General features: G+C 56.1%; 12 protein-coding genes. 7 read left to right on the top strand and 5 right to left on the bottom strand.

All coding sequences use genetic code 11. The features are described 5' to 3' along the window. The 3 genes from SAMA_RS16340 to rapA form a co-directional block, all read right to left on the bottom strand. Entirely contained in the window at positions 1-912 is a 912-nt protein-coding gene (locus tag SAMA_RS16340) for a DUF3530 family protein (RefSeq protein WP_011761240.1), read from the bottom strand. An 84-nt stretch (positions 913-996) separates the two neighbouring features. Next, the gene (locus tag SAMA_RS16335) at positions 997-2694 is read right to left on the bottom strand and encodes an amidohydrolase (protein ID WP_011761239.1); all 1698 of its coding nucleotides are present in this window, start codon (positions 2692-2694) and stop codon (positions 997-999) included. Positions 2695-2842: 148 nt separating this feature from the next. After that, the gene (rapA, locus tag SAMA_RS16330) at positions 2843-5746 is read right to left on the bottom strand and encodes an RNA polymerase-associated protein RapA (RefSeq protein WP_011761238.1); all 2904 of its coding nucleotides are present in this window, start codon (positions 5744-5746) and stop codon (positions 2843-2845) included. Between the two features lie 318 nt (positions 5747-6064). Between rapA and SAMA_RS16325 the strand changes: the two genes are divergently transcribed. The 4 genes from SAMA_RS16325 (at position 6065) to SAMA_RS16310 (ending at position 14503) form a co-directional block, all read left to right on the top strand. After that, positions 6065-7456 carry a PhoH family protein gene (locus tag SAMA_RS16325; RefSeq protein WP_011761237.1) on the top strand — a complete coding sequence of 464 codons (1392 nt, stop codon included), beginning with the start codon at positions 6065-6067 and terminating at the stop codon, positions 7454-7456. A gap of 195 nt (positions 7457-7651) precedes the next feature. After that, on the top strand, positions 7652-11362 hold the full coding sequence (locus SAMA_RS16320) for a response regulator (RefSeq protein ID WP_011761236.1): 3711 nt from the start codon (positions 7652-7654) through the stop codon (positions 11360-11362). A gap of 20 nt (positions 11363-11382) precedes the next feature. After that, positions 11383-13767, top strand: coding sequence for a zinc-dependent metalloprotease (locus SAMA_RS16315; protein ID WP_011761235.1), 2385 nt, complete (start codon positions 11383-11385; stop codon positions 13765-13767). 196 nt (positions 13768-13963) lie between these two features. Continuing rightward, positions 13964-14503: a hypothetical protein gene (locus tag SAMA_RS16310; RefSeq protein ID WP_011761234.1), complete on the top strand. Its 540-nt coding sequence runs from the start codon at positions 13964-13966 to the stop codon at positions 14501-14503. Between the two features lie 114 nt (positions 14504-14617). Here SAMA_RS16310 and SAMA_RS16305 read toward each other — a convergent pair whose 3' ends face one another. Beyond that, on the bottom strand, positions 14618-15985 hold the full coding sequence (locus SAMA_RS16305; protein ID WP_011761233.1) for an MATE family efflux transporter: 1368 nt from the start codon (positions 15983-15985) through the stop codon (positions 14618-14620). 228 nt (positions 15986-16213) lie between these two features. Here SAMA_RS16305 and SAMA_RS16300 point away from each other — a divergent pair, with 228 nt between their 5' ends. Together SAMA_RS16300 and groL are read left to right on the top strand one after the other, a co-directional pair. Next, positions 16214-16504: a co-chaperone GroES gene (locus SAMA_RS16300; protein WP_011761232.1), complete on the top strand. Its 291-nt coding sequence runs from the start codon at positions 16214-16216 to the stop codon at positions 16502-16504. A gap of 55 nt (positions 16505-16559) precedes the next feature. After that, complete coding sequence (groL, locus tag SAMA_RS16295; protein ID WP_011761231.1) at positions 16560-18197, top strand: chaperonin GroEL; 1638 nt, start codon at positions 16560-16562, stop codon at positions 18195-18197. Positions 18198-18734: 537 nt separating this feature from the next. Here the strand turns inward: groL and SAMA_RS16290 are convergent. Beyond that, positions 18735-19484, bottom strand: coding sequence for a hypothetical protein (locus SAMA_RS16290; RefSeq protein WP_011761230.1), 750 nt, complete (start codon positions 19482-19484; stop codon positions 18735-18737). Positions 19485-19738: 254 nt separating this feature from the next. On the opposite strand from SAMA_RS16290, the gene SAMA_RS16285 reads away from it, so the two are divergent. Beyond that, positions 19739-20434 carry a transposase gene (locus tag SAMA_RS16285; protein ID WP_011761229.1) on the top strand — a complete coding sequence of 232 codons (696 nt, stop codon included), beginning with the start codon at positions 19739-19741 and terminating at the stop codon, positions 20432-20434. Positions 20435-20443: the final 9 nt, after the last annotated feature.

Raw genomic sequence — 20443 nt, 5'->3', positions numbered from 1 at the left:
TCAGTTACCGGGCGCGGCCTTGACGCTGGCGGCAAAGCCACGGATGGCGCTGAGCACATCGGCCCAGGCATCGGGCTCGCTGATATTGAGTGCCAAGGGCAATTGACGATAGGCCATGGCATCTTTCATGGCCGAGTTGGCTCGGCGCAGTGAGGCGGTCGAGAGGCTTGCTCTGTTGCCATCCGGCGACTGAATATCCAGCACAGGCACTTCCTGCATGGCCACCAGCCCCGGAAGGCGTTCGTCAAAGTCGGGGGATTCGCTGTAGGGGTTGATGATCACCAACAGATCCGGTGGCGCCACCTTGCCATCGGCCAGCAGCTGCAGCAACAGGGCCGCGCTGCGATCCATGCTCACCAGGATACGTTTACCGGGATACGCCGCGCCTATTTGATCAAGCTGTCCAAGGCTTGCTTCCACAAAGCCCAGTTGGGTATCCACATGCTGTTGCCATTCCTCTTGGCTGAATTTGTCCATGGCCTTGCCGGGAGGCAATGAGAGCTGCTTGTCGCCAGCCTTGGCCACTTCTTCGGGGGCGGTGGCAAAACTCGGGTGGGGTGGGTTACTGGGGGGCGTCATACTGATACTGGCCCAACCGAGTGGGCTTAAACCATCCCGCAAAAAGGCCACCAGTCCCGGGGCATCGGCGCCAAAACCGGTATCGGCAAATATCAGCGCAGCGCCATGCTGATTTTTACCTTCCCAGGGGCGAACCAACACCGGCAGCTCGGCGTCTTCCACCGTGATGGCGCGCATCTGGCGGCTCTTGAGGTAATCGTATGCCGGGTCTTCGGCGGCCTGGGTTGTGGGCCACAGCAGACTCAGGCTCAGCAGAAAACTGAGGCTGAAGGAGAAGAAGGCGCGCATGGAATTTCCGTGTTTCAGGCTATGTTTCTGTTGATGATAACCCACACTGCGCCTCCCAAAGAACCCATAACTCAGTGCTGAAACCGACATTTGAGGTTGAGCCCGGCATAAGCGTGCCGGGCCTTTGTCTTATTGTCCCAAAGCATAGACCTGTTTACCCGCCACATGGGTCTCAAGCACCCGGGTTTGCCATAGCTGCTCAGGCACGATGGCGAATATATCTCTGTCCACCAGAATAAAATCGGCAAAGCTGCCCGGTGTCAGGCTGCCCATTTTTTGCTCCTGAAAGGCGCCATAGGCCGCATCCCGGGTAAAGGCGCGCAGAGCCTCTGCCAGGGTCAGCTTTTCTGCCGGGCGCCAGCCACCTTCGGGCAGATTGCGTTGATCCTGGCGGGTCACGGCGGCATGGAGGCCGTGGAAAGGATTGGCCAGCTCCACCGGGAAGTCGGAGCCGCCAACGATGGGACTGCCCATATCCACCAGGGTACGCCAGGCATAGGCACCGCGCAGACGCTGCTCACCGAGGCGATCTCCGGCCATGTTCATGTCGGAGGTGGCATGGGTGGGTTGCATGGAGGGCAATACCTTGAGCGTGGCGAAGCGGGGCAAATCCTTGGGGTCGATGATTTGGGCGTGTTCGATGCGATGACGCCCGGCCTCGCGGGTTTTGTCATCCAGCTGGGCAAATTTATCCAGCACCATGCGATTGGCCCTGTCACCAATGGCATGCACATTGGCCTGAAAGCCAGCGGCAACCGTGGCTTTTATCAGGCTTCCCAGCTCAGGCTCCGGCGTGACCAGCAGCCCGGTTTCACCGGGTCTGTCACTGTATGGGGCCAGCAGCGCCGCTCCGCGGCTGCCAAGTGCGCCATCGCTGTAAATTTTCACCGAGCGGGCCACCAGTCGCTCGTCTTCATCCAGAATCGGGCCCTGCTTCAGCCAGGAATCCAGCGCCGGATCGGCGGCGGACAGCATGGCATATATCCGCACCGGTAACCGCTGTTGTTGGCGCAAATCCTGATAATCGGCCAGCTCGGCGGCGCTGATGCCCGCATCATGGGTGGCTGTGATACCGAGGGAGAGCAGGTGGTCAAAGGCGGTGGTAAAGGCGGCAAGTCGTTCTGCTTTTGCGGGCTCGGGGATCTGGTTTTCCAGCAGCGCCATGGCGTTATCCACCAACACGCCCGTGGGTTCACCCTTGGCATCCTTGATGATTTGACCCCCATCCGGGTCCAGTGTGTCCCGGCCTATGCCCGCCAGGGCAAGGGCCTTGCTGTTGGCCCAACCTGCGTGGCCGTCAACACGGCGTAGCCAAACGGGTCTGTCGTTTATCAGGGCATCCAGCGAGGCCTTGGTTGGATAGGCGCGGCTGTCCCAGAGTTCCTGATTCCAGCCCCGCCCCAATATCCAGCGCTGCTCGCGATGAGCCTGGGCAAAGCTGCTTACCAGACTGGCAGCAGCGGCTTCGGTGCGAGTCTCCCGCAGTTCAACCTGGCTCAGGCCCTGGCCCAGTCCCAGCACATGGCCGTGACCGTCGATAAGCCCCGGCAACAGCGTCTTCCCCGCACCATTGTGCACCTGGTCTGTGGTCAGCGACTGCGCCTCCTTGCCCCGTGCCAGCACCTTGCCGGTGACATCGTCATAGGCGAGGGTGTCGAAGGTGACCAACTGACGTTCATCATCAAAACCGTAACCGCGAATATTTTCCAGTTTGACGGTGGCTGCAGTGGCGACGCCCTGACAGCAAACCAGCAACAGGGAAGCGAGCAGGGTGCGGCGTGGCAGGGTACTGGGGTAAGCAGAGTGCAAGGAAAGGCGAGCAACCATGGGGAGTCCTTGTGCAGTAAGATGTTTAAAGTTTGTTATTTTTTAAGGTTATAGCATTGCTCCTTCGTCAGAGTCACCCCATTCATGGCATAAAAAAGGCCCGCAACTGCGGGCCTTTGAATTGGCTTGGCATCCTGGCTGGTTTGCCTTAGTTATGGCTCACCAGTACCAGGCGGATGGCATCCAGCTTCAACTGGGTGTTGCCAAGGTAACCCGACAACTCCTGCATCATATTGCGCAGGTGCTCCAGCTCCTCTTCGCGGATGCTGGGGTTGACGGCCTTGAGAGCCTCAAGCCTTGACAGCTCGGCGCCCAGCTGGCTTTCCATGCGCGCCCTGGCATCCTGGGTCAGGGTTTCAAGTGCCTCACCGGCGAACTCTTCACCTTTGGCAAACAGCGGGTGCAGCATGGTCTGTGAGGCGTTAACCAGCTTGCTGGCAATATGGCGATTCACCCCGGAGAGCTGCTTATCGAAGCTGTCGTAGTCCACCTTGTCAGACAGGTTATTGCCGTTCTTATCCAGCAGCACCCGCACCGGCGTGGGCGGCAGATAGCGGTACAGCTGGCTGGCCTTGGGCGCGGTGGTTTCGGCGAGGTAAATCAGCTCGAGGAAAATCGTGCCCGCCGGCAGCGCCTTGTTTTTCAGCAGTGCCACACAGGTGGTGCCTGTATCTGAGCCTGTGATGAGATCAAGCCCGGTTTGCACCAGTGGGTGCTCCAGAGTGATAAGGGCGATATCGTCCCGCGACAGTGCCGTGTTGCGATCGAAGGTCACAGTCACCCCATCCTCGTTGAGACCGGGGTAGGTGGGATACATCATGTGCTCCGTGGTGCGCAGCACTATGGAGTTTTCACCCTTGTCGTCCTGATCTATGCCTATCACGTCCCACAGGCGGATAACTGAGGCGATAAGGTCGGTATCCTCGTCGGCGTCGCTGAGGCTTGCTGTGATGGCTTCGGCCTTGGCACCACCGTGGCTGTTGAGTTCCAGCAGCTTGTCGCGACCCTGCTCCATGGCGGCTTTCAGCGCCTTGTAGCGGGCCTTGGTGTCTGCCATCAGTTCGTCCAGTTCATCGCTCTCGCCGGTCAGTACACTGAGCAGGCGCTCTTTAAACTCGCCAAAGAGCACATGGCCACCGGGGCAGGTGAGTTCGAAGGCGCACAGGCCTTCGTGGTACCAGTGCATCAGCTGTTCCTGAGCAGTGTGCTTGAGGAATGGCAGGTGGATCTGTACATCGTGGCGCTGACCGATACGGTCCAGACGGCCGATACGCTGCTCCAGCAGATCCGGATTCAGGGGCAGGTCGAACAGCACCAGCTGGCTGGCGAACTGGAAGTTACGGCCTTCAGAGCCGATTTCAGAGCAGATAAGTGCCTGGGCGCCGCCCTCTTCCTGGGCAAAGTAAGCCCCGGCCTTGTCGCGTTCAATGATGGACATGCCTTCGTGGAATACGGTGGCCTGTATGCCTTCGCGGGTACGCAGGGCTTCTTCCAGCGCCAGTGCTGTTTCGGCGCGGCTGGCAATCACCAGCACCTTCTTGGAGCGGTGGGATTTCAAAAAGTCGATAAGCCAGTCGACCCTTGGGTCGAACTTCCACCAACTGGCGTTATTGTCATCGAATTCCTGATAGATACGCTCGGGGCTCAGAGCCTGTGCCACCCGGGCTTCCTGAGTGCGGGCGCCGCCCATCATGGCGTTTACCCGCATGGCGGTTACGTATTGCTCCGGCAGTTCGAAGCCGTGGCTGTGGAATTCGCGCTTGGGGAAGCCTTTGACCGAGGCGCGGCTGTTGCGGAACAGCACGCGGCCGGTGCCGTGGCGGTCCAGAAGCTCCTGCAGCAGCTCGTCCCGGGCGGCCTGGCGCAGTTCTTCGTCAAGATTTTCGGCCTGGATCTGGCGAATAGCCGGGGCTATGTCTTTCTCTGACAACAGCTCAGTCAGGCCGTTGATGGCCTCATCGGAAAGCTTGATGCCGCTGGCAAGGGCATCGGCGGCTTCGGCCACGGCCTGGTAGCCTTTCTCTTCATCGAGGAAAGCCTGATAGTCGTAAAAACGGTCAGGGTCGAGCAGGCGCAAACGGGCAAAGTGGCTCTGGTGGCCCAGTTGATCCGGGGTGGCGGTAAGCAGCAGGACACCGGGCACCACTTCGGCGAGGGCCTCAACCACCTGGTAGGCGCGGCTGGGTTCGTCTTCGCTCCACTCCAGATGGTGCGCTTCGTCCACCACCATCAGATCCCAATCGGCATCCAGCGCCTGCTCCAAACGGCGTTTCTTGCGCAGCAGCTCCAGCGAGCAAATCACCAGCTGCTCTGTGTAGAAGGGGTTGTCGTGATCGGCAAAGGCCTCTACGCAGCGGTCTTCATCAAACACGGAGAAGCGCAGGTTAAAGCGGCGCAGCATTTCAACCAGCCATTGGTGGCGCAGGGTGTCCGGTACTATCACCAGTACGCGCTCGGCGCGGCCTGTCATCAGCTGCTGGTGGATAATCAGACCCGCTTCGATGGTTTTACCCAGACCCACTTCGTCGGCGAGCAATACCCGTGGGGCATGGCGGCGGCCCACTTCATGGGCAATCCACAACTGATGCGGAATAAGGCCAACCCGTGGACCCTGCAGACCCAGCAGTGGCGAGGTGGCTTGCTTGTGGCGCAGCAACTGCGCCTTGTAACGCACGCCAAAGCGCTCGATACGGTCAATCTGGCCGGCGTACAGGCGATCCTGGGGCTTGTTGAAGCGAATATTGTGCTCAAGCAGGGTCTCGCGCAGCATGGTGTCTTCACCGGTGTCGGTGCGCTTGCCCAAATAAAATACCAGGCCGTTTAATTCTTCGACCTTGTCCACCGTCATGCCCCAGCCTTCGGCGCTGTCGATGGTGTCTCCGGGGTTATAAATCACCCGGGTAAGGGGCGCTTCGGCCATGGCAAACATGCGGTTTTCACCGGTGGCAGGAAACAGCAGAGTAACCATGCGGCCCTCTATCTGCACCACTGTGCCCAAACCCAATTCCGATTCTGTATCACTGATCCAGCGCTGCCCAACCGCAAACGACATCTTACTCTCTCAACTCAAGGGGGAACTTAAAGGGCGCGTATGTTATACCAACGGCCCGGATATTTGAATCAGCCTAGATCCCCTTCGTGCACCTGACAACTTTCCTGCTGTCACGGGCTTGTCATACATTTGTCTTTGAATGGGGTTGAGTGTTAATGGAGTGTTGAGCTTTCCCGGGAAGGGTGTCAGTATTAACTCAATGACAGGATGTGACTTTGTCCTATCCGTTCCAGCCATCCAAGGAGGAACCCGCCCCAGCGACACACCCCCAGCGCAATCACAATATCATCGCCCTATGTCACTAAAACCGGAGGCGCCATGGAACAAGACGACAGAAAGTTGTTTGTACTGGATACCAATGTTTTATTGCACGAACCCTTAGCGATTTATTCCTTCAAAGAACACGATGTCATAGTGCCTATGACAGTCCTCGAAGAGCTGGACCAGATTAAAGATCGTAAGCGGGATGTCAGCCGTGACGCCCGGGTCGCCATCAGGGCACTGGAAGATACCCTCGGCGGCGAAACCACCCCGGAACAAATTATCGCAGGCGTGCCCCTGCCGGCCCGCGAAGGCCACGAAGCCACAGGCACACTCGCCATTTTTCCCGACCATCAGCTTGAAATGTCCACCGGCGGCCTGCCCGGCGACCATAACGACAATCGCATTATCAATACTGCGCTGCACTTACAAAAACTTCACGCGCCACGCCCCGTGGTACTGGTAACCAAAGACATCAATATGCGCCTTAAGGCCAAGGGCGCCGGTATCAAGCTGGTAGAAGACTACCGTACCGACCAGCTTATCGATGATATTCGCTTCTTAACCAAGGGTTTTCATCAGTTTGAAGGTAACTTCTGGGAGCATCTGGAAAAGGTGTCCACTACCCGCCATGGCCGCCAGACTATCCATGAAGTGCCCCTTAAAGACCTGGAAGACGATCATCTCTATATCAACCAATATCTTATCGACGAAGAATCCGATTTCTGTGGCCGGGTGATTTCAAAGGATGATACCCATCTGCACATAGTGGATCTGGGCCGCAGCCGCCTGCTGAACCTGGAAGCCTGGGGCATACGGCCGAAAAATGTGTATCAGGGCATGGCCCTGCAGGCGCTGCTCGACCCCGATATCGACATGGTTATCCTTACGGGGCCCGCTGGGTGCGGTAAAACCCTGCTGGCCATGGCGGCTGCACTGGAGCTTGTCGTGGAACGCAATCAGTACGACAAGGTGATAGTGACCCGCAACACGCCGGAAATTGCCGAGTCCATTGGCTTTTTGCCCGGCACAGAAGAAGAGAAAATGGCCCCCTGGCTTGCGGCCATCACTGACACCCTGGAAGTGCTGCACAAAAACGATGTAAACCCCCATGGCTCGATGAACTACATCATGGAAAAAGCCAATATCCAGTTCAAATCCATCAACTTTATGCGTGGCCGCTCCATCCAGAATGCCATAGTGCTTTTGGATGAATGTCAAAACCTCACAGCATCGCAAATCAAAACCATGATCACCCGCATGGGCGAAGGCACCAAGCTTATCTGCTCGGGTAACCTGGCCCAGATAGACTCCAATTATCTGACCGCCGTAACCTCGGGCCTGACCTACATTGTGGAAAGGTTCAAGAACTTCGAAGGCAGTGCCAATGTCTACCTCAATGGTGTGGTCAGATCCCGGCTTGCCGAATTCGCCGAGGAGCACCTGTAAGTCAGCCTTGGTGGTGTGGCAGACAAACGGACCCGCCGGGTCCGTTTTTTATCCTTAATGCGATGCAAAAACAGCGACTTTGAAACAAATTCAATGACAATTATTTGATGTGACTGCCCATGGGTTCCTGTTACTATAATCCGTTAAGTTTTGCGGGTGCAGGGACTCGCGACAGGGGATGCCAAAGGGTTTTTGATGAAATCGACTGAGCCGGATTTGCAGCTCAAATCGCCTATTCAGCGCAATTACAACCGCGCCGTGTTTTACACCTACATAGGTGTAATTGTGATGGCGTGCCTGACCGCCTGGTTTTTCTTCGACCGGGAAAAGACCCAGCAGCTGGCCCAGCGCGAAGAGCAAATTGACCGCCATGTACTGCAAATCGACCTCTTGCTGGAGTCCAGCATACGGGCGGTAAAGAGTTTGCGTGATGTGGCCGTAGACCATTTGCGCCTTGGCGAGCTGGTGCGTAAAGACCGCTTGCCCCAGTACGAAAAATTCAACGAAGACGGCCAGTACTTCACCCTCGAGCCCCACTATGCCCAGGGCAATAAACCCTTTAATAACATGGGCCGCATCACGGGCATTGGTTCCCTTAAGGACAGAAGTGACAAGTTCTATCAGGAACTGGAAATGCTGTTCGAGCTGTCTTTGTCTTTCCCGGTGGCCAAAGAGGCTGCCCCCAAGGCATCGGCCATTTACTACATTTCCAAACGGCGGATGATGTCGTATTTCCCCTGGCCGTTGGACGAGCAGCGCTTTCGCGACGAACTGCTGAACAAGAAACAGTTCCAGTTGGCGACCCCGGCCATGAACCCCCAGCGCAGCGTGTTCTGGAGTGAGGCCTATCTCGACTCCACCGACAAGGGGCTGCTGACCACCCTGGGTGTGCCCATTTACCTCGAAGATGAGTTTATTGGCTCCATCAATCTGGACATGACCCTGGCGTCGCTTGCGCGGCAAATCCGTCTCTACTTCAAGATGCCGGGCACGGTCATCCTGCTCGACCAGAGCAACAACATACTGTCCCACTCCGACATGGCGGGCAACGACCTCAAACGGGTGCTGCACATCAGCCAGAAAATCCCCTCTGAGCTGCACTCGCTGCCGGAGTCAGAACTCTTCGATGCCCAGGGCGGCATTATCCGTAACGGTTACTACATTCACTCGGTGGCACTGCACAATGCGCCCTGGCGTCTGCTGTACATACAGGATGTGGACGACCTCTTTCAGGAGAGCTGGGACAAGCTGCAGCTGACTTTCATTCTGGTGGTTCTGGCGCTCTCAGTGCTGGTGACCATAGTGCACTGGCAGACCCGCCGCTCCTTCGTAAGCCCTGCATCAAGGCTGCTGTCACACCTCGAAGGCTGCTCCCAGCAACCCCGTGCAGTACCGGAAAAAATCACCCCGGGCTGGGAGCCATGGTTCCAGCTGGTAAGTCGTATTTTTGAAGAAAACCAGCAATATACCAAACACCTGGCCGAGCAGAATAAGCGCCTCGACAAGCTGGTGGCGCGCCGCACCGAGCGTCTAAAAGAAACCACAGAGCGCCGCGAGCGCGAATACGCGTTGCTGCGCTCTTTGCTCGACTCCATCCCCGAGGCCATTGTCTTCAAAGACAAGGAAGGCCATTACCTTGGCTGTAACAAGGCCGCCGAGCGTATGTTGGGCTTCAGCGAGGCCGAGATGATTGGCCTGTCCAGCGAGGAGCTGACATCACCGGAGCAGGGCAGCCGCATCCGTGCCGAAGACGAGCAGGTACTGACAGAACGCAAGCCGCTGCGCTATCAGGAAAAAATCGAACTGGCTGGCAAACCTGTGCTGCTCGATACCCTCAAACTGCCCTTCTACAATCGCCGTGGTGAGCTGATGGGCCTGATTGCAGTGTGGCGTGATGTTACCCGAGAATACGAATCTGCCGAGCAATTACGGCTGTCGGAAGAGCGATACCACCTCGCCATGGACGCGGTGGAAGATGGCCTGTGGGACTGGTATCTCGACTCAGAGCAAATCATCTGCAACCCGGCCTATTACTCCATGCTGGGTTACAAGACCAACGAGTTCCCGGCACTGCTCTCCACCATCGACAGCCTGATCCATCCGGACGACCGCATCCGGGTGCAGGAATACCGCGAGCAGTACCTGAAAGACCCCATTGGCGCCTACGAGATTGAGTTCCGGATGCGCGCCAAAACGGGCCAGTACCATTGGATGCTGAGCCGTGGCCGGGTAGTGGAATTTACCCAGGATGCCCAGCCCAAGCGGATGGTGGGTACCCACAAAGATATTACCCGTCACAAGAGTAACGAAGTGGCGCTGCTTGAGGCCAAGCAGGATGCGGAGCTGGCCAACCTCTACAAGAGTGAATTCCTGGCCAATATGAGCCATGAAATCCGCACCCCAATGAACGCCATCATAGGTATGTTGCAACTGGCGGGGCGCACCAGCCTGACCGAGCAGCAAAAGGATTACCTGGATAAGGCGAGCTTCTCGGCCCAGTCGCTGCTGCGCATCATCAACGACATCCTCGACTTCTCCAAGATTGAAGCCGGTAAGCTGGAGCTGGAAAAAGTCGCCTTCCCGCTGGACAAGGTGCTGGACCACTCACTGGATCTCAACGCCCTGCGGGCGCAGGAAAAGGGTATTGAACTCCTGCTGTACGCCCCTGTATCGGCGGGCATCATGCTCAAGGGCGACCCGCTGCGTTTGGGGCAGGTGCTGATTAACCTCCTGTCCAACGCCGTGAAGTTTACCCAAAACGGTGAAATTGAACTCGGCTGTGAAGATGTGGGCGAGCGCGACCACCGCATCACCCTCAAGTTCTGGGTGCGGGATACCGGTATCGGCATCAGCCGCGAGCAGCAGGACAAGCTGTTCGATGCCTTTGCCCAGGCCGATGGTTCCACCACCCGCAAGTACGGCGGTACGGGCCTTGGCCTGTCCATCAGTAAACATCTGGTGTCCATGATGGGCGGTACCATGCAGGTGGAGAGTGAGCCCGGCGTGGGTTCCACCTTCAGCTTTACCGTGAGTTTTGAAATCGCCGAAGAGGCCAAGGTCGTCCCCATGGTGGTGCCCGAGCGTCTGGCGAGCCTGCGTACCCTGGTGGTGGACGATAACCCCACGGCGCTGCAGATTTATTCCAGTGTGATGCGCGACTTCCACTTTGAAGTGGAAACCGCCTCCACCGGCGCCGAGGCCCTGTACAAGCTCTGCAAACAGCAGGTGGATCTGGTGCTGCTCGACTGGATGATGCCCGAGATGGACGGCATTCAGGTGATAGATGCCATCGATGAGATGGTGGCCGAAGGCAAGCTTGCTGCCCGGCCGGTGATTATCATCATGACCGCCTACGCAGCCGAGCCGCTGAAGGTGGATCTCGACAGTGATCGCGTGTTTGCCATGCTGCAAAAGCCGTTCAAGGCATCCAGCCTGTTCGATGAAATCATCCGCGCCTTTGCCCCGCCCGCCCCCAAAGCGCTGCCCGCACCGCCGGTGGAGGATGAGGGTGAACATCAGGGCGTGGTGCTCTTGGTGGAAGATAACTTTATCAACCAACAGGTGGCCACCGAGCTTTTGAAGAGCGCCGGTTATGAAGTGGATGTGGCCGACAACGGCCAGATATCGCTGGAGATGGTGGGCAAGCGCAGTTACGATGCGATACTCATGGATATTCAAATGCCTGTGATGGATGGCCTCACGGCGGCAACTGAGCTGCGTAAGCGCTACAGCTTCGATGAGCTGCCGATTATCGCCATGACAGCCCACGCCATGTCCGGCGACCGGGAAAAGAGCCTCGCCGCTGGCATGAATGCCCACATTACCAAGCCCATAGTGCTCAACGAACTCTTTGAAACCCTGAGCCACTGGATAGGACATAAAGAAAAACACAGGGGCAACCCCTAGCCCCATAACAAGGAGATAAGATGAAACCCTCGACTCTCGCCCTGGCGCTAATGCTTGCGAGCACACCGGCCATGTCAGTCTGGGCCGCCGATAACCCGGCCGCCATTATCAAACAGAGCCAATCGGCCAGAGGGTTTCTGAATTTCCACTACGACAACAAGGGCGAGGTCTTTGTTGAGGCTAACCGGCTCAACCAGCCATTCTTGCTGGTGACCAGCCTGCCTCAGGGCGTGGGGTCCAACGATATCGGTCTCGATCGCGGCCAGCTGGGTCGCACCCGCATGGTGCAGTTTGAGCGCATAGGTCCGGATCTTATCCTGCGTGAGCTCAATACCCGCTATCGTGCCGGCAGCGACTATGCCCCCGAGCAGCGGGCGGTCAAAGAGGCCTTTGCCGATTCTATTTTGTGGCGTGCCTCGCTGCTGGATGGCAAAACGCCGCTGGCCCCCCTGAGCGCACTGATCATCAATGACCTGCACGGCGTGAGTGACGCCCTCAAGGCGTCGGGGCAGGGCAGTTTCAGTCTGGATAAATCACGCTCGCTTATCATCCCCGAGTATGTGAAATCCTTCCCCAATAACAGCGATTTGGACGTGCAGCTGACCTTTGCCAGCGCCGAGCCCGGCGCCTATGTGGCCCAGGTCACGCCGGATCCCAAGGCCATCTCCATCCGCATGCGCTTCTCGTTTATTGCCCTGCCAGAGGCAGGTTACACCGCGCGCAATTACCACCCCCAGAGTGGCTATCTGTCTGATGAATATCTGGATTATGCCAGCGCTATCGACACCCCGGTGGTAAAACGCCACCTGCTGCGCCATCGCCTGCAAAAGCAAACGCCCGGCGCTGCCCCCTCTGAGGTGGTGGAGCCCATCATCTATTACCTCGACCCGGGCGTGCCCGAGCCCATCCGCAGTGCGCTGCTGGATGGCGGCCGCTGGTGGGAAGAGGCCTTTAACGCCGCCGGTTTTATCAATGGCTTTAAGATGGAGCTCTTGCCCGACGATGCCGACCCCCAGGATGTACGCTACAACGTAGTGCAGTGGGTGCACCGTGCCAGCCGTGGCTGGTCTTACGGCTCGGCCATTGCCGACCCGCGCACCGGCGAAATCATCAAGGGCCACGTGACCCTGGGAAGCCTGCGGGTCAGGCAGGACCACCTGATTGCCCGTGGCCTCACCGCAGGCTGGGAAGACAGAGACGCCGCCGCCAAGGCCGCAGAGCACCTCGCGCTGGAGCGGATTCGCCAGCTGTCGGCCCACGAGATTGGCCACACCCTGGGCCTGGACCATAACTTCGCCGCGTCCAGCAACAACAATGCCTCCGTGATGGATTACCCCCATCCCATGGTGACCCTCAGCAATGGCAAAATCGACATCAGTCAGCCCTATGTGCCTGGCGTGGGTGCCTGGGACAAGTTTGCCATTGCTTACGGCTACGGCGACTTTGGTGATAACGAGGCCGAAGGCCTGTCCACACTCCTTGCCGAGGTGCAGACCAAGGGCCTTAGATACATTGGCGAGAGCGATTCCCGAAGCCCGGATGCCAGCCACGCCTACGCCAGCCTGTGGGACAATGGCGCCGATCCGGTCGCCGAGCTTGCCCGCCTGCAACAGGTGCGGCAAAAGGCGCTGGCCGATTTTAATCCCGAGGCCTTGCTCCCCGGCGAGCCACAGGGGGAGCTGGCCGACAGCCTGGTGCCCATTTATCTCCTGAGCCGCTATCAAATCGAGGCGGCGGCCAAGCTGATTGGCGGCACCGACTATGGCTACGATGGTGTATACAGCTGGCATTATGTGGCCCCCGAGCTGCAAAAACAGGCGCTGGGCACCCTGTTGGTCACCCTGGATACCGCCGAGCTGACCCTGTCCCGTGAGCTGGTGGAGTCGCTGCTGCCCAAACAGGGTAACTACAGCGCTGGCCGCGAGAGCTTTGCCTCGGGCCTGGGGATAGTGGCCGACCCACTTGGCATGGCCGAGGTGCTGTCGCGCCATACCCTCAAAGCGCTGCTGGCACCCAAGCGCCTTAACCGTGTCGAGCAGGGATTCCAGAGCGACAGCGAGCAGCTGTCGGTCAATGAGCTGCTGGACAAGCTGATGGCCGTGACCCTGTATCAGGAAGGCAAAACAGGCCTTGAGCGTGGCGTCTGGATGCGCCTCAATGCGGTGGTGATAGATACCTTGCTTGAGACCTTCCACCACGAGGACACCAGTGCCGAGGTCAAGGCGGTACTGGGAGCCAAACTGGCTTACACCATCAAGCAGCTGGAGCGTAAAGCCAGCCGCTCCAGCGAGGCTGATGCCGCCCACTTCAAGTATTTGGCGCTGGGCGTTGCCAGGGGGCTGGATGACGCCAAGGTGCGGATTATCACCAAACCATTGCCCATGCCACCCGGCTCACCCATTTAAGCCGCAAGCGCTGTAAACAAAGAGGCCCGCCATTTGCGGGCTTTTTTCTTGTCCGGCGCCATTGTGGCCCGGCTCTCAAGCCATGATGTCCATCAGGGGTTGGCCGGATAAGTCAGCCTTTTGCCTCACGCGTGTCACAGCCTTGGCTGTTACTATGGTCGGCCACACCTCCCTGTCGGCTTCAAAGGATTGAACCATGACACGACTGGTCATTTTGCTGTTATCCCTGGTGGGCGCGTTTTTCGCTTACCGTGAGCTCTTTGCCCCCCTGCCGCTTGAAAGCCATTTTCTGGCCAGTGTGCCCGTTAAGGTGCGCATGTTGCCCCAGCCCAATACCGCCTCCAAAGTCACGGGTGACATCAGCGTTGAGCAGGTTGTCAGTGCCAGTTCGCCCCATGCCGACATGACACTGCTGGTGCTGGCCATGGGCACCGCCTACGAGGTGTTTGATGAGCGGGATATCAATGCCTTGTCCCGTGAAGACTTGAGCAGTTTAAGCCGCCGTTTCGGCACCGACACCGGATTGGATGCGGCGCTGGTACGGCGCGGCTTTATCGAACATCAGGGCAAGAAGGGCTATGAGCTGGTGGTCAATCTGGGGCGGGACAAGGGCGAAATGGTGCAGCGCATCTACACCCACGACAACCATCTGCTGATGTTGATGGCCAGTTACGCCTCCGATGCCAGAGAGCGGAAAACCGCCATGGCGTTTCTCGACTCACTGGAGTTTTTGTAAGGCGCTGAGCGGGAGCCGGTAAACGGTAAACGGTAAACGGTAAACGGTAAACGGTAAACGGTAGACGGTAAACGGTAGACGGTAGACGGTAGACGGTAGACGGTAGACGAGGGCCTAGCCCCTCGCCTTCTCGCCCGCGCCCGGTACAGTATCAGGCTCGGTCACCCGGCTGGCGAGGTAATAACAGGCAATGCCCATCAGGGCGTTGGTGACCGGCAGCGCCACCATCAGGCCTTTTACGCCGTAAAGGAAGGAGCCCAGGGCGCACAGGGGCAACATCAGTAAAAACAGGCGGCACACGTTGATAATCAGCGACGCCAGTGGCCGGTGGAAGGCATTGAGGGCGGTGGCGGTGATGATCACCACCCCCAGCGGCCCGTAGGCGGCGGGCAGGGCGATAATGTAAAAGGTCAGCCATTCCACCACCTTGGGCTCATCGCTGAAGAGGCCCGCAATAGGGCCCGCCAGCAGCAGCAAGGGCAGATACAGCAAAAACTGAAACAGGAGCACAAAGCGCAGCGACATCATCAAAGCGTCCCGCGCCCTTTGGTGCTGCCCGGCGCCGAGGTTTTGCGCCACAAAGGGCATCAGGCTGGACGACAGCGCCATCACCACAATCAAGAGCACAGACTCAAGCCTTGTGCCTGCGCCAAAGGCGGCCACGGCGCCATGGTCGATGCGGGCCAGCATGGCCATGATCACGGCATTGGCGATGGGGTTCATCAGGTTCATTAGCGCCGCAGGCTGGGCGATATGGGCCAGTTTGCGCCAGTTGTCCTTAAGTCTGGGCCAGGCGATTTCGGTGAGCGCCAGCATATGCCGTTTCACAATCAGCAGGTAGCTTGAAAGCGACATCGCCAGCACCCATGAAATCACAGAGGCGATGGCCGCGCCCTGAATTTCCAGCCGGGGGAAAGGGCCCAAACCAAAAATCAGCAAGGGGTCGAGAATGAGGTTGATGATGGCCGCCAGCGCCATGATTTTGGCCGGTGACTTGGTGTCGCCGGTGGAGCGCAGCCCCTGATTGCCCACCATGAGCAGCACCAACAGCGGGCTGCCCAGGTACCATACCAGCATGTATTCATGGATAAGCGGCAGGCTTTGTTCGTTGGCACCCAGCAGGCTGAAGAGGGGGTCGATAAACATCAGCCCCAGCGAGGCCAGTGTGCCTACTATGGCAAAGGTCAGCAGCAGGGCGTCGTGCAAAAATACTTTGGCATCGGGGGCATGGCCCGAGCCAATCAAACGGCCCAGATTGGTGGACACCCCGGCGCCTATGCCCACGGCAATGCTGGACAACACCAGGGTAACAGGAAAGGTAAAGCTGATGGCGGCCAGGGCCTCTGTGCCCAGCTGGCTCACAAAAAAGGTATCGACCAGACTGAACCCCAGAATGGTTAAAATCCCCAGCATGTTGGGCAGGGTCATTTTTAAAAGCACGCCTGCTATGGGTGCTGTTAAAAGGCCGTGTCTGTCTTTCATCGGGGCCGGGTCATCTCTTCTTGCGGTTCGAGGCGCGATTCTAGCAGGAATGACGCCCGGGGATGGAAATCCGGGCCAAAAAAATCCAAAAAATTTTGTAAATCCCCCTTGAGACCACACATCCCTGTCCCCATATAGGTTCCATCAAGCGGCGTGCCCGTGAGGGACTCTGCGACTTCAACAAAACCGCCTCATTGCTGGGCAAAAAATCTTTAGGAGAATCCATAGATGAATATTCGTCCATTACATGACCGCGTAATCGTTAAGCGTCTGGAAGTGGAATCCACTTCAGCTGGTGGCATCGTGCTGACCGGCAGCGCGGCTGAAAAGTCTACCCGTGGCGAAGTGCTGGCGGTAGGCAATGGCCGGATCCTTGAAAACGGCACCGTGCGTCCTCTGGACGTGAAAGTGGGTGACGTGGTGATCTTCAACGAAGGTTACGGCGTGAAGAAAGAAAAAATCGACGGTCAGGAAGTACTGATCCTGTCGGAAATGGATCTGATGGCTGTAGTGGACTAATCCACTCAAATTGTGAAATTTCAGTCTAACTCAAAGTATTTAAAGGAAATCGAACATGGCAGCTAAAGAAGTAGTATTTGGTAACGACGCCCGCGTAAAAATGCTGGCCGGTGTAAACATTCTGGCCAACGCCGTTAAAGTCACCCTGGGCCCCAAAGGCCGTAACGTGGTTCTGGAAAAGAGCTTCGGCGCGCCGCTCATCACCAAAGACGGTGTCTCTGTAGCCAAAGAAATCGAACTGGAAGACAAGTTCGAGAACATGGGCGCCCAGATGGTGAAGGAAGTGGCTTCCAAGGCCAACGACGCTGCCGGTGATGGCACCACCACCGCCACCGTACTGGCTCAGGCCATTGTTAACGAAGGTCTGAAAGCCGTTGCCGCTGGCATGAACCCAATGGATCTGAAGCGCGGTATCGACAAAGCCGTTGCCGCCGCTGTGGTTGAACTCAAAGCCCTGTCTCAGGAATGTGCCGACTCCAAGGCCATTGCTCAGGTAGGTACCATCTCTGCCAACTCAGACGAGTCCATCGGTGACATCATTGCCACCGCCATGGAAAAAGTAGGCAAAGAAGGCGTTATCACCGTTGAAGAAGGCCAGGCGCTGGAAAACGAACTGGACGTAGTAGAAGGTATGCAGTTCGACCGCGGCTACCTGTCTCCTTACTTCATCAACAAGCCAGAAACCGGCGCTGTTGAACTGGACAACCCATTCGTACTGCTGGTTGACAAGAAGATCTCCAACATCCGCGAACTGCTGCCTATCCTCGAAGGTCTGGCCAAGACCGGCAAGCCACTGCTGATCGTTGCCGAAGACGTGGAAGGCGAAGCCCTGGCGACTCTGGTAGTGAACAACATGCGCGGTATCGTGAAGGTTGCTGCCGTTAAAGCCCCAGGCTTTGGTGACCGTCGCAAGGCCATGCTGCAGGATATCGCCATCCTCACCGGTGGTACTGTTATCGCTGAAGAAATCGGTCTGGAGCTGGAAAAAGCCACTCTGGAAGATCTGGGTACTGCCAAGCGCGTAGTGATCACCAAAGACAACACCACCATCATCGATGGCAACGGTGCTGAAGAGCAGATCAAGGCTCGCGTAGGTCAGATCAAACAGCAAATCGAAGAAACCACTTCCGATTACGACCGTGAAAAACTGCAGGAGCGTATGGCCAAGCTGGCCGGCGGTGTTGCCGTTATCAAGGTTGGCGCTGCCACCGAAGTGGAAATGAAAGAGAAGAAAGCCCGCGTTGAAGACGCCCTGCACGCCACCCGCGCCGCCGTTGAAGAAGGCGTGGTTCCAGGCGGCGGTGTAGCCCTGGTACGTGTTGCTTCCAAGATTGCCAACGTAGACGTTGCCAACGAAGATCAGAAGCACGGTGTAGTTATCGCTCTGCGCGCCATGGAAGCCCCACTGCGCCAAATCGCCACCAACGCCGGTGAAGAAGCCTCTGTAGTGGCCAACACTGTGAAGAACGGCTCTGGTAACTTCGGTTACAACGCCGGTAACGACAGCTACGGCGACATGCTGGAAATGGGTATCCTGGATCCAACCAAGGTAACCCGCTCTGCACTGCAGTTCGCCGCCTCTGTAGCAGGTCTGATGATCACCACCGAAGCCATGGTAGCCGAGCTGCCGAAGGCTGATGCCCCTGATATGGGTGGTATGGGTGGTGGTATGGGCGGCATGGGCATGATGTAACTCTAGCTGGTTAAAATCGTTTATAGCGGCGTTATCCTGCCGCTCGTTTAGACAGCTAAACGTCGCGGCAGGATGCCTTGCTCTAAAACGATTTTTCCTGCGCTAGATGCAACATGTATTGCTGGCTCATTTAAGCCTGTAAAACTGAAAACCCCGGACTTGTCCGGGGTTTTTGTTTTCGGTTATAGAGAATTTGTGCGGCGCGACAAACTGCTACATACGGTATTGCTGCTTTACTCATAACGCCGTGCATTGGCAGGATGCATTCCTGATAAATTTGAAGTCTGGCGTTAAACTTAAAAACAGGACTTTTGGGGTTGCAGGTCGAGTGGAATCTTGTTGGGAGGTGCTGTGAATGTAATTCAATACTTTCGGTTCATCTATGTGAACTTGGCTTCACGGCACTTCACGGATGCATTCATATCGAATCAACTCTGGCAAGCATGCCAGAGTTGACCTTAAAACTTATTGGATCAGCTATAGGAGGGTCATTTTAGCTTTCGTTTGATGCATATCGTGATGCGCTTGAGTAATCTTTCAGTCATGTCTCCCTTTGACGTCAACAGTTTCAGCGCTATAGAGCCCTCTTGCAAAATCAAAAGTAACCGTAGAGTAATTCGGACGAATCTTCGCATCGAGAGGTTCTACAATATTTAGCAAAAGCCAGCAACTGTCTGGACCTAAAACAACCCGCACTATCTCATTGTCTACTACACCTGTAGCAGACAGTCTTTGCATTTTATGAAACAGTCCAACAAATTTTCTTCTAGCGTTATCAACAGTTTCGAAAAACTCTAAATCAGCACCTTCAAGTGACCCTGACTTATTCCTGTGGAGCAAACCATAGTATATGGCATCAAAATTTTCCATTCTTCCAAACTTAGATAGCTCGATAATTGCTTTTCTCATTTCAGCAGACGATATCTCATTCATGAATGGCATAATAACCTGCAGACTAATAGCATTCTTTTGATGCTTTGCCATTTCTTGTTGAGCTTCTGTAGACTCTCCAATTTCTTTCCTGGTTAGCTCTAACTCTTCCGCTTGTATTTTCAACGCTTCTCGCTGCTGCTGAATGCTAATAATCACTGCTATGAGTGCGAAGCCAGAAAAAAAAGCGCTTGCGGGCCCGAACATTCCACCTACAGGCTCTACAATCTTGATTACGTTTTGATGGTCTGGATTGATAAAACCTAGGCTGTAAAGTATGTATGGGGCCAAACCAAATGCAAGAGATATCAATAAGGCAATAATAAATACTAAAATCCAGTATCCTTTATATTTCATAGCTAAATTCCATGAGTGGTGTTATTAATTAACATGGTGGATTAAGGTTGTTACGATTTATTGAAATTAATTATAATTTTCTAATGACTTTCCTCTGTATAAAGGGGTCGGAGTTAATTAATAAAGCGATAAAAGGGTCGATAAAGCGATAAAGGAGTCCGATAACGTAAAGGGTCAACGTAAAGGGGTCGGAGTTAATTACACCCAATCAGGTGCTACACTTCTTCAACCTAGCCAATGCCCAAGGAAGGACCATGCCTAGAAAACCCCGCTTTTACCTACCCGACATCCCATACCATATTGTCCAGCGAAGTAATAACCGCACCGCCTGCTTCTTTTCATCAAGCGACTTTGGCATCTACATCAATGCACTAACCGATGCCCTGCAAACATTCCACGTCCAGCTACACGCCTTTGTACTGATGACCAATCACGTACATTTATTGATGACGCCCAGCGATTCTCAAGGCATTTCAAAGGTTATGCAAAGCGTTGGTCGCACCTATGTCCGCGCTATTAATGGTCTTTACCGACGTACCGGAACACTTTGGGAAGGTCGGCACAAGGCCAGTCCCATCAACAGTGAAGAGTACCTGCTGATTTGTCAGCGCTATATTGAACTCAATCCAGTGCGTGCCGGGATGGTGGATCACCCATCCGAATACCGTTGGTCTAGCTATCAAGCTAATGGCGCAGGCAAAGCAATTCGCTGCCTGACTCCCCACCCAACTTACCTATCCCTGGGCAATACCCATACCGAACGCCAACATGCCTATCGCGAGCTGTTTAACTGCAACATTTCCAGCGAACAACTGCATATCCTTCGCGACTGCCTTAACCACAATTATCTAATGGGCAATGAACGCTTTAAATCCGACATTGAAGCCGCGCTCAATCGAAAACTTGGTTATCTAAAACCCGGGCGACCTTGGCCTGGTAAAAACGAATGAGTTTTTAAT

It is taken from the genome of Shewanella amazonensis SB2B (assembly GCF_000015245.1).
GTDB lineage: Bacteria > Pseudomonadota > Gammaproteobacteria > Enterobacterales > Shewanellaceae > Shewanella > Shewanella amazonensis.
The sequence above is the reverse complement of the archived record's forward strand: the minus strand, read 5'-3'. Positions and strand labels throughout refer to the sequence as shown.

Coding starts and splice junctions, on each gene's coding strand:
- SAMA_RS16335 (WP_011761239.1), bottom strand. CDS start 2,694: ATGGTTGCTCGCCTTTCCTTGCACTCTGCTTACCCCAGTACCCTGCCA.
- rapA (WP_011761238.1), bottom strand. CDS start 5,746: ATGTCGTTTGCGGTTGGGCAGCGCTGGATCAGTGATACAGAATCGGAA.
- SAMA_RS16325 (WP_011761237.1), top strand. CDS start 6,065: ATGGAACAAGACGACAGAAAGTTGTTTGTACTGGATACCAATGTTTTA.
- SAMA_RS16320 (WP_011761236.1), top strand. CDS start 7,652: ATGAAATCGACTGAGCCGGATTTGCAGCTCAAATCGCCTATTCAGCGC.
- SAMA_RS16315 (WP_011761235.1), top strand. CDS start 11,383: ATGAAACCCTCGACTCTCGCCCTGGCGCTAATGCTTGCGAGCACACCG.
- SAMA_RS16310 (WP_011761234.1), top strand. CDS start 13,964: ATGACACGACTGGTCATTTTGCTGTTATCCCTGGTGGGCGCGTTTTTC.
- SAMA_RS16305 (WP_011761233.1), bottom strand. CDS start 15,985: ATGAAAGACAGACACGGCCTTTTAACAGCACCCATAGCAGGCGTGCTT.
- SAMA_RS16300 (WP_011761232.1), top strand. CDS start 16,214: ATGAATATTCGTCCATTACATGACCGCGTAATCGTTAAGCGTCTGGAA.
- groL (WP_011761231.1), top strand. CDS start 16,560: ATGGCAGCTAAAGAAGTAGTATTTGGTAACGACGCCCGCGTAAAAATG.
- SAMA_RS16290 (WP_011761230.1), bottom strand. CDS start 19,484: ATGAAATATAAAGGATACTGGATTTTAGTATTTATTATTGCCTTATTG.
- SAMA_RS16285 (WP_011761229.1), top strand. CDS start 19,739: ATGCCTAGAAAACCCCGCTTTTACCTACCCGACATCCCATACCATATT.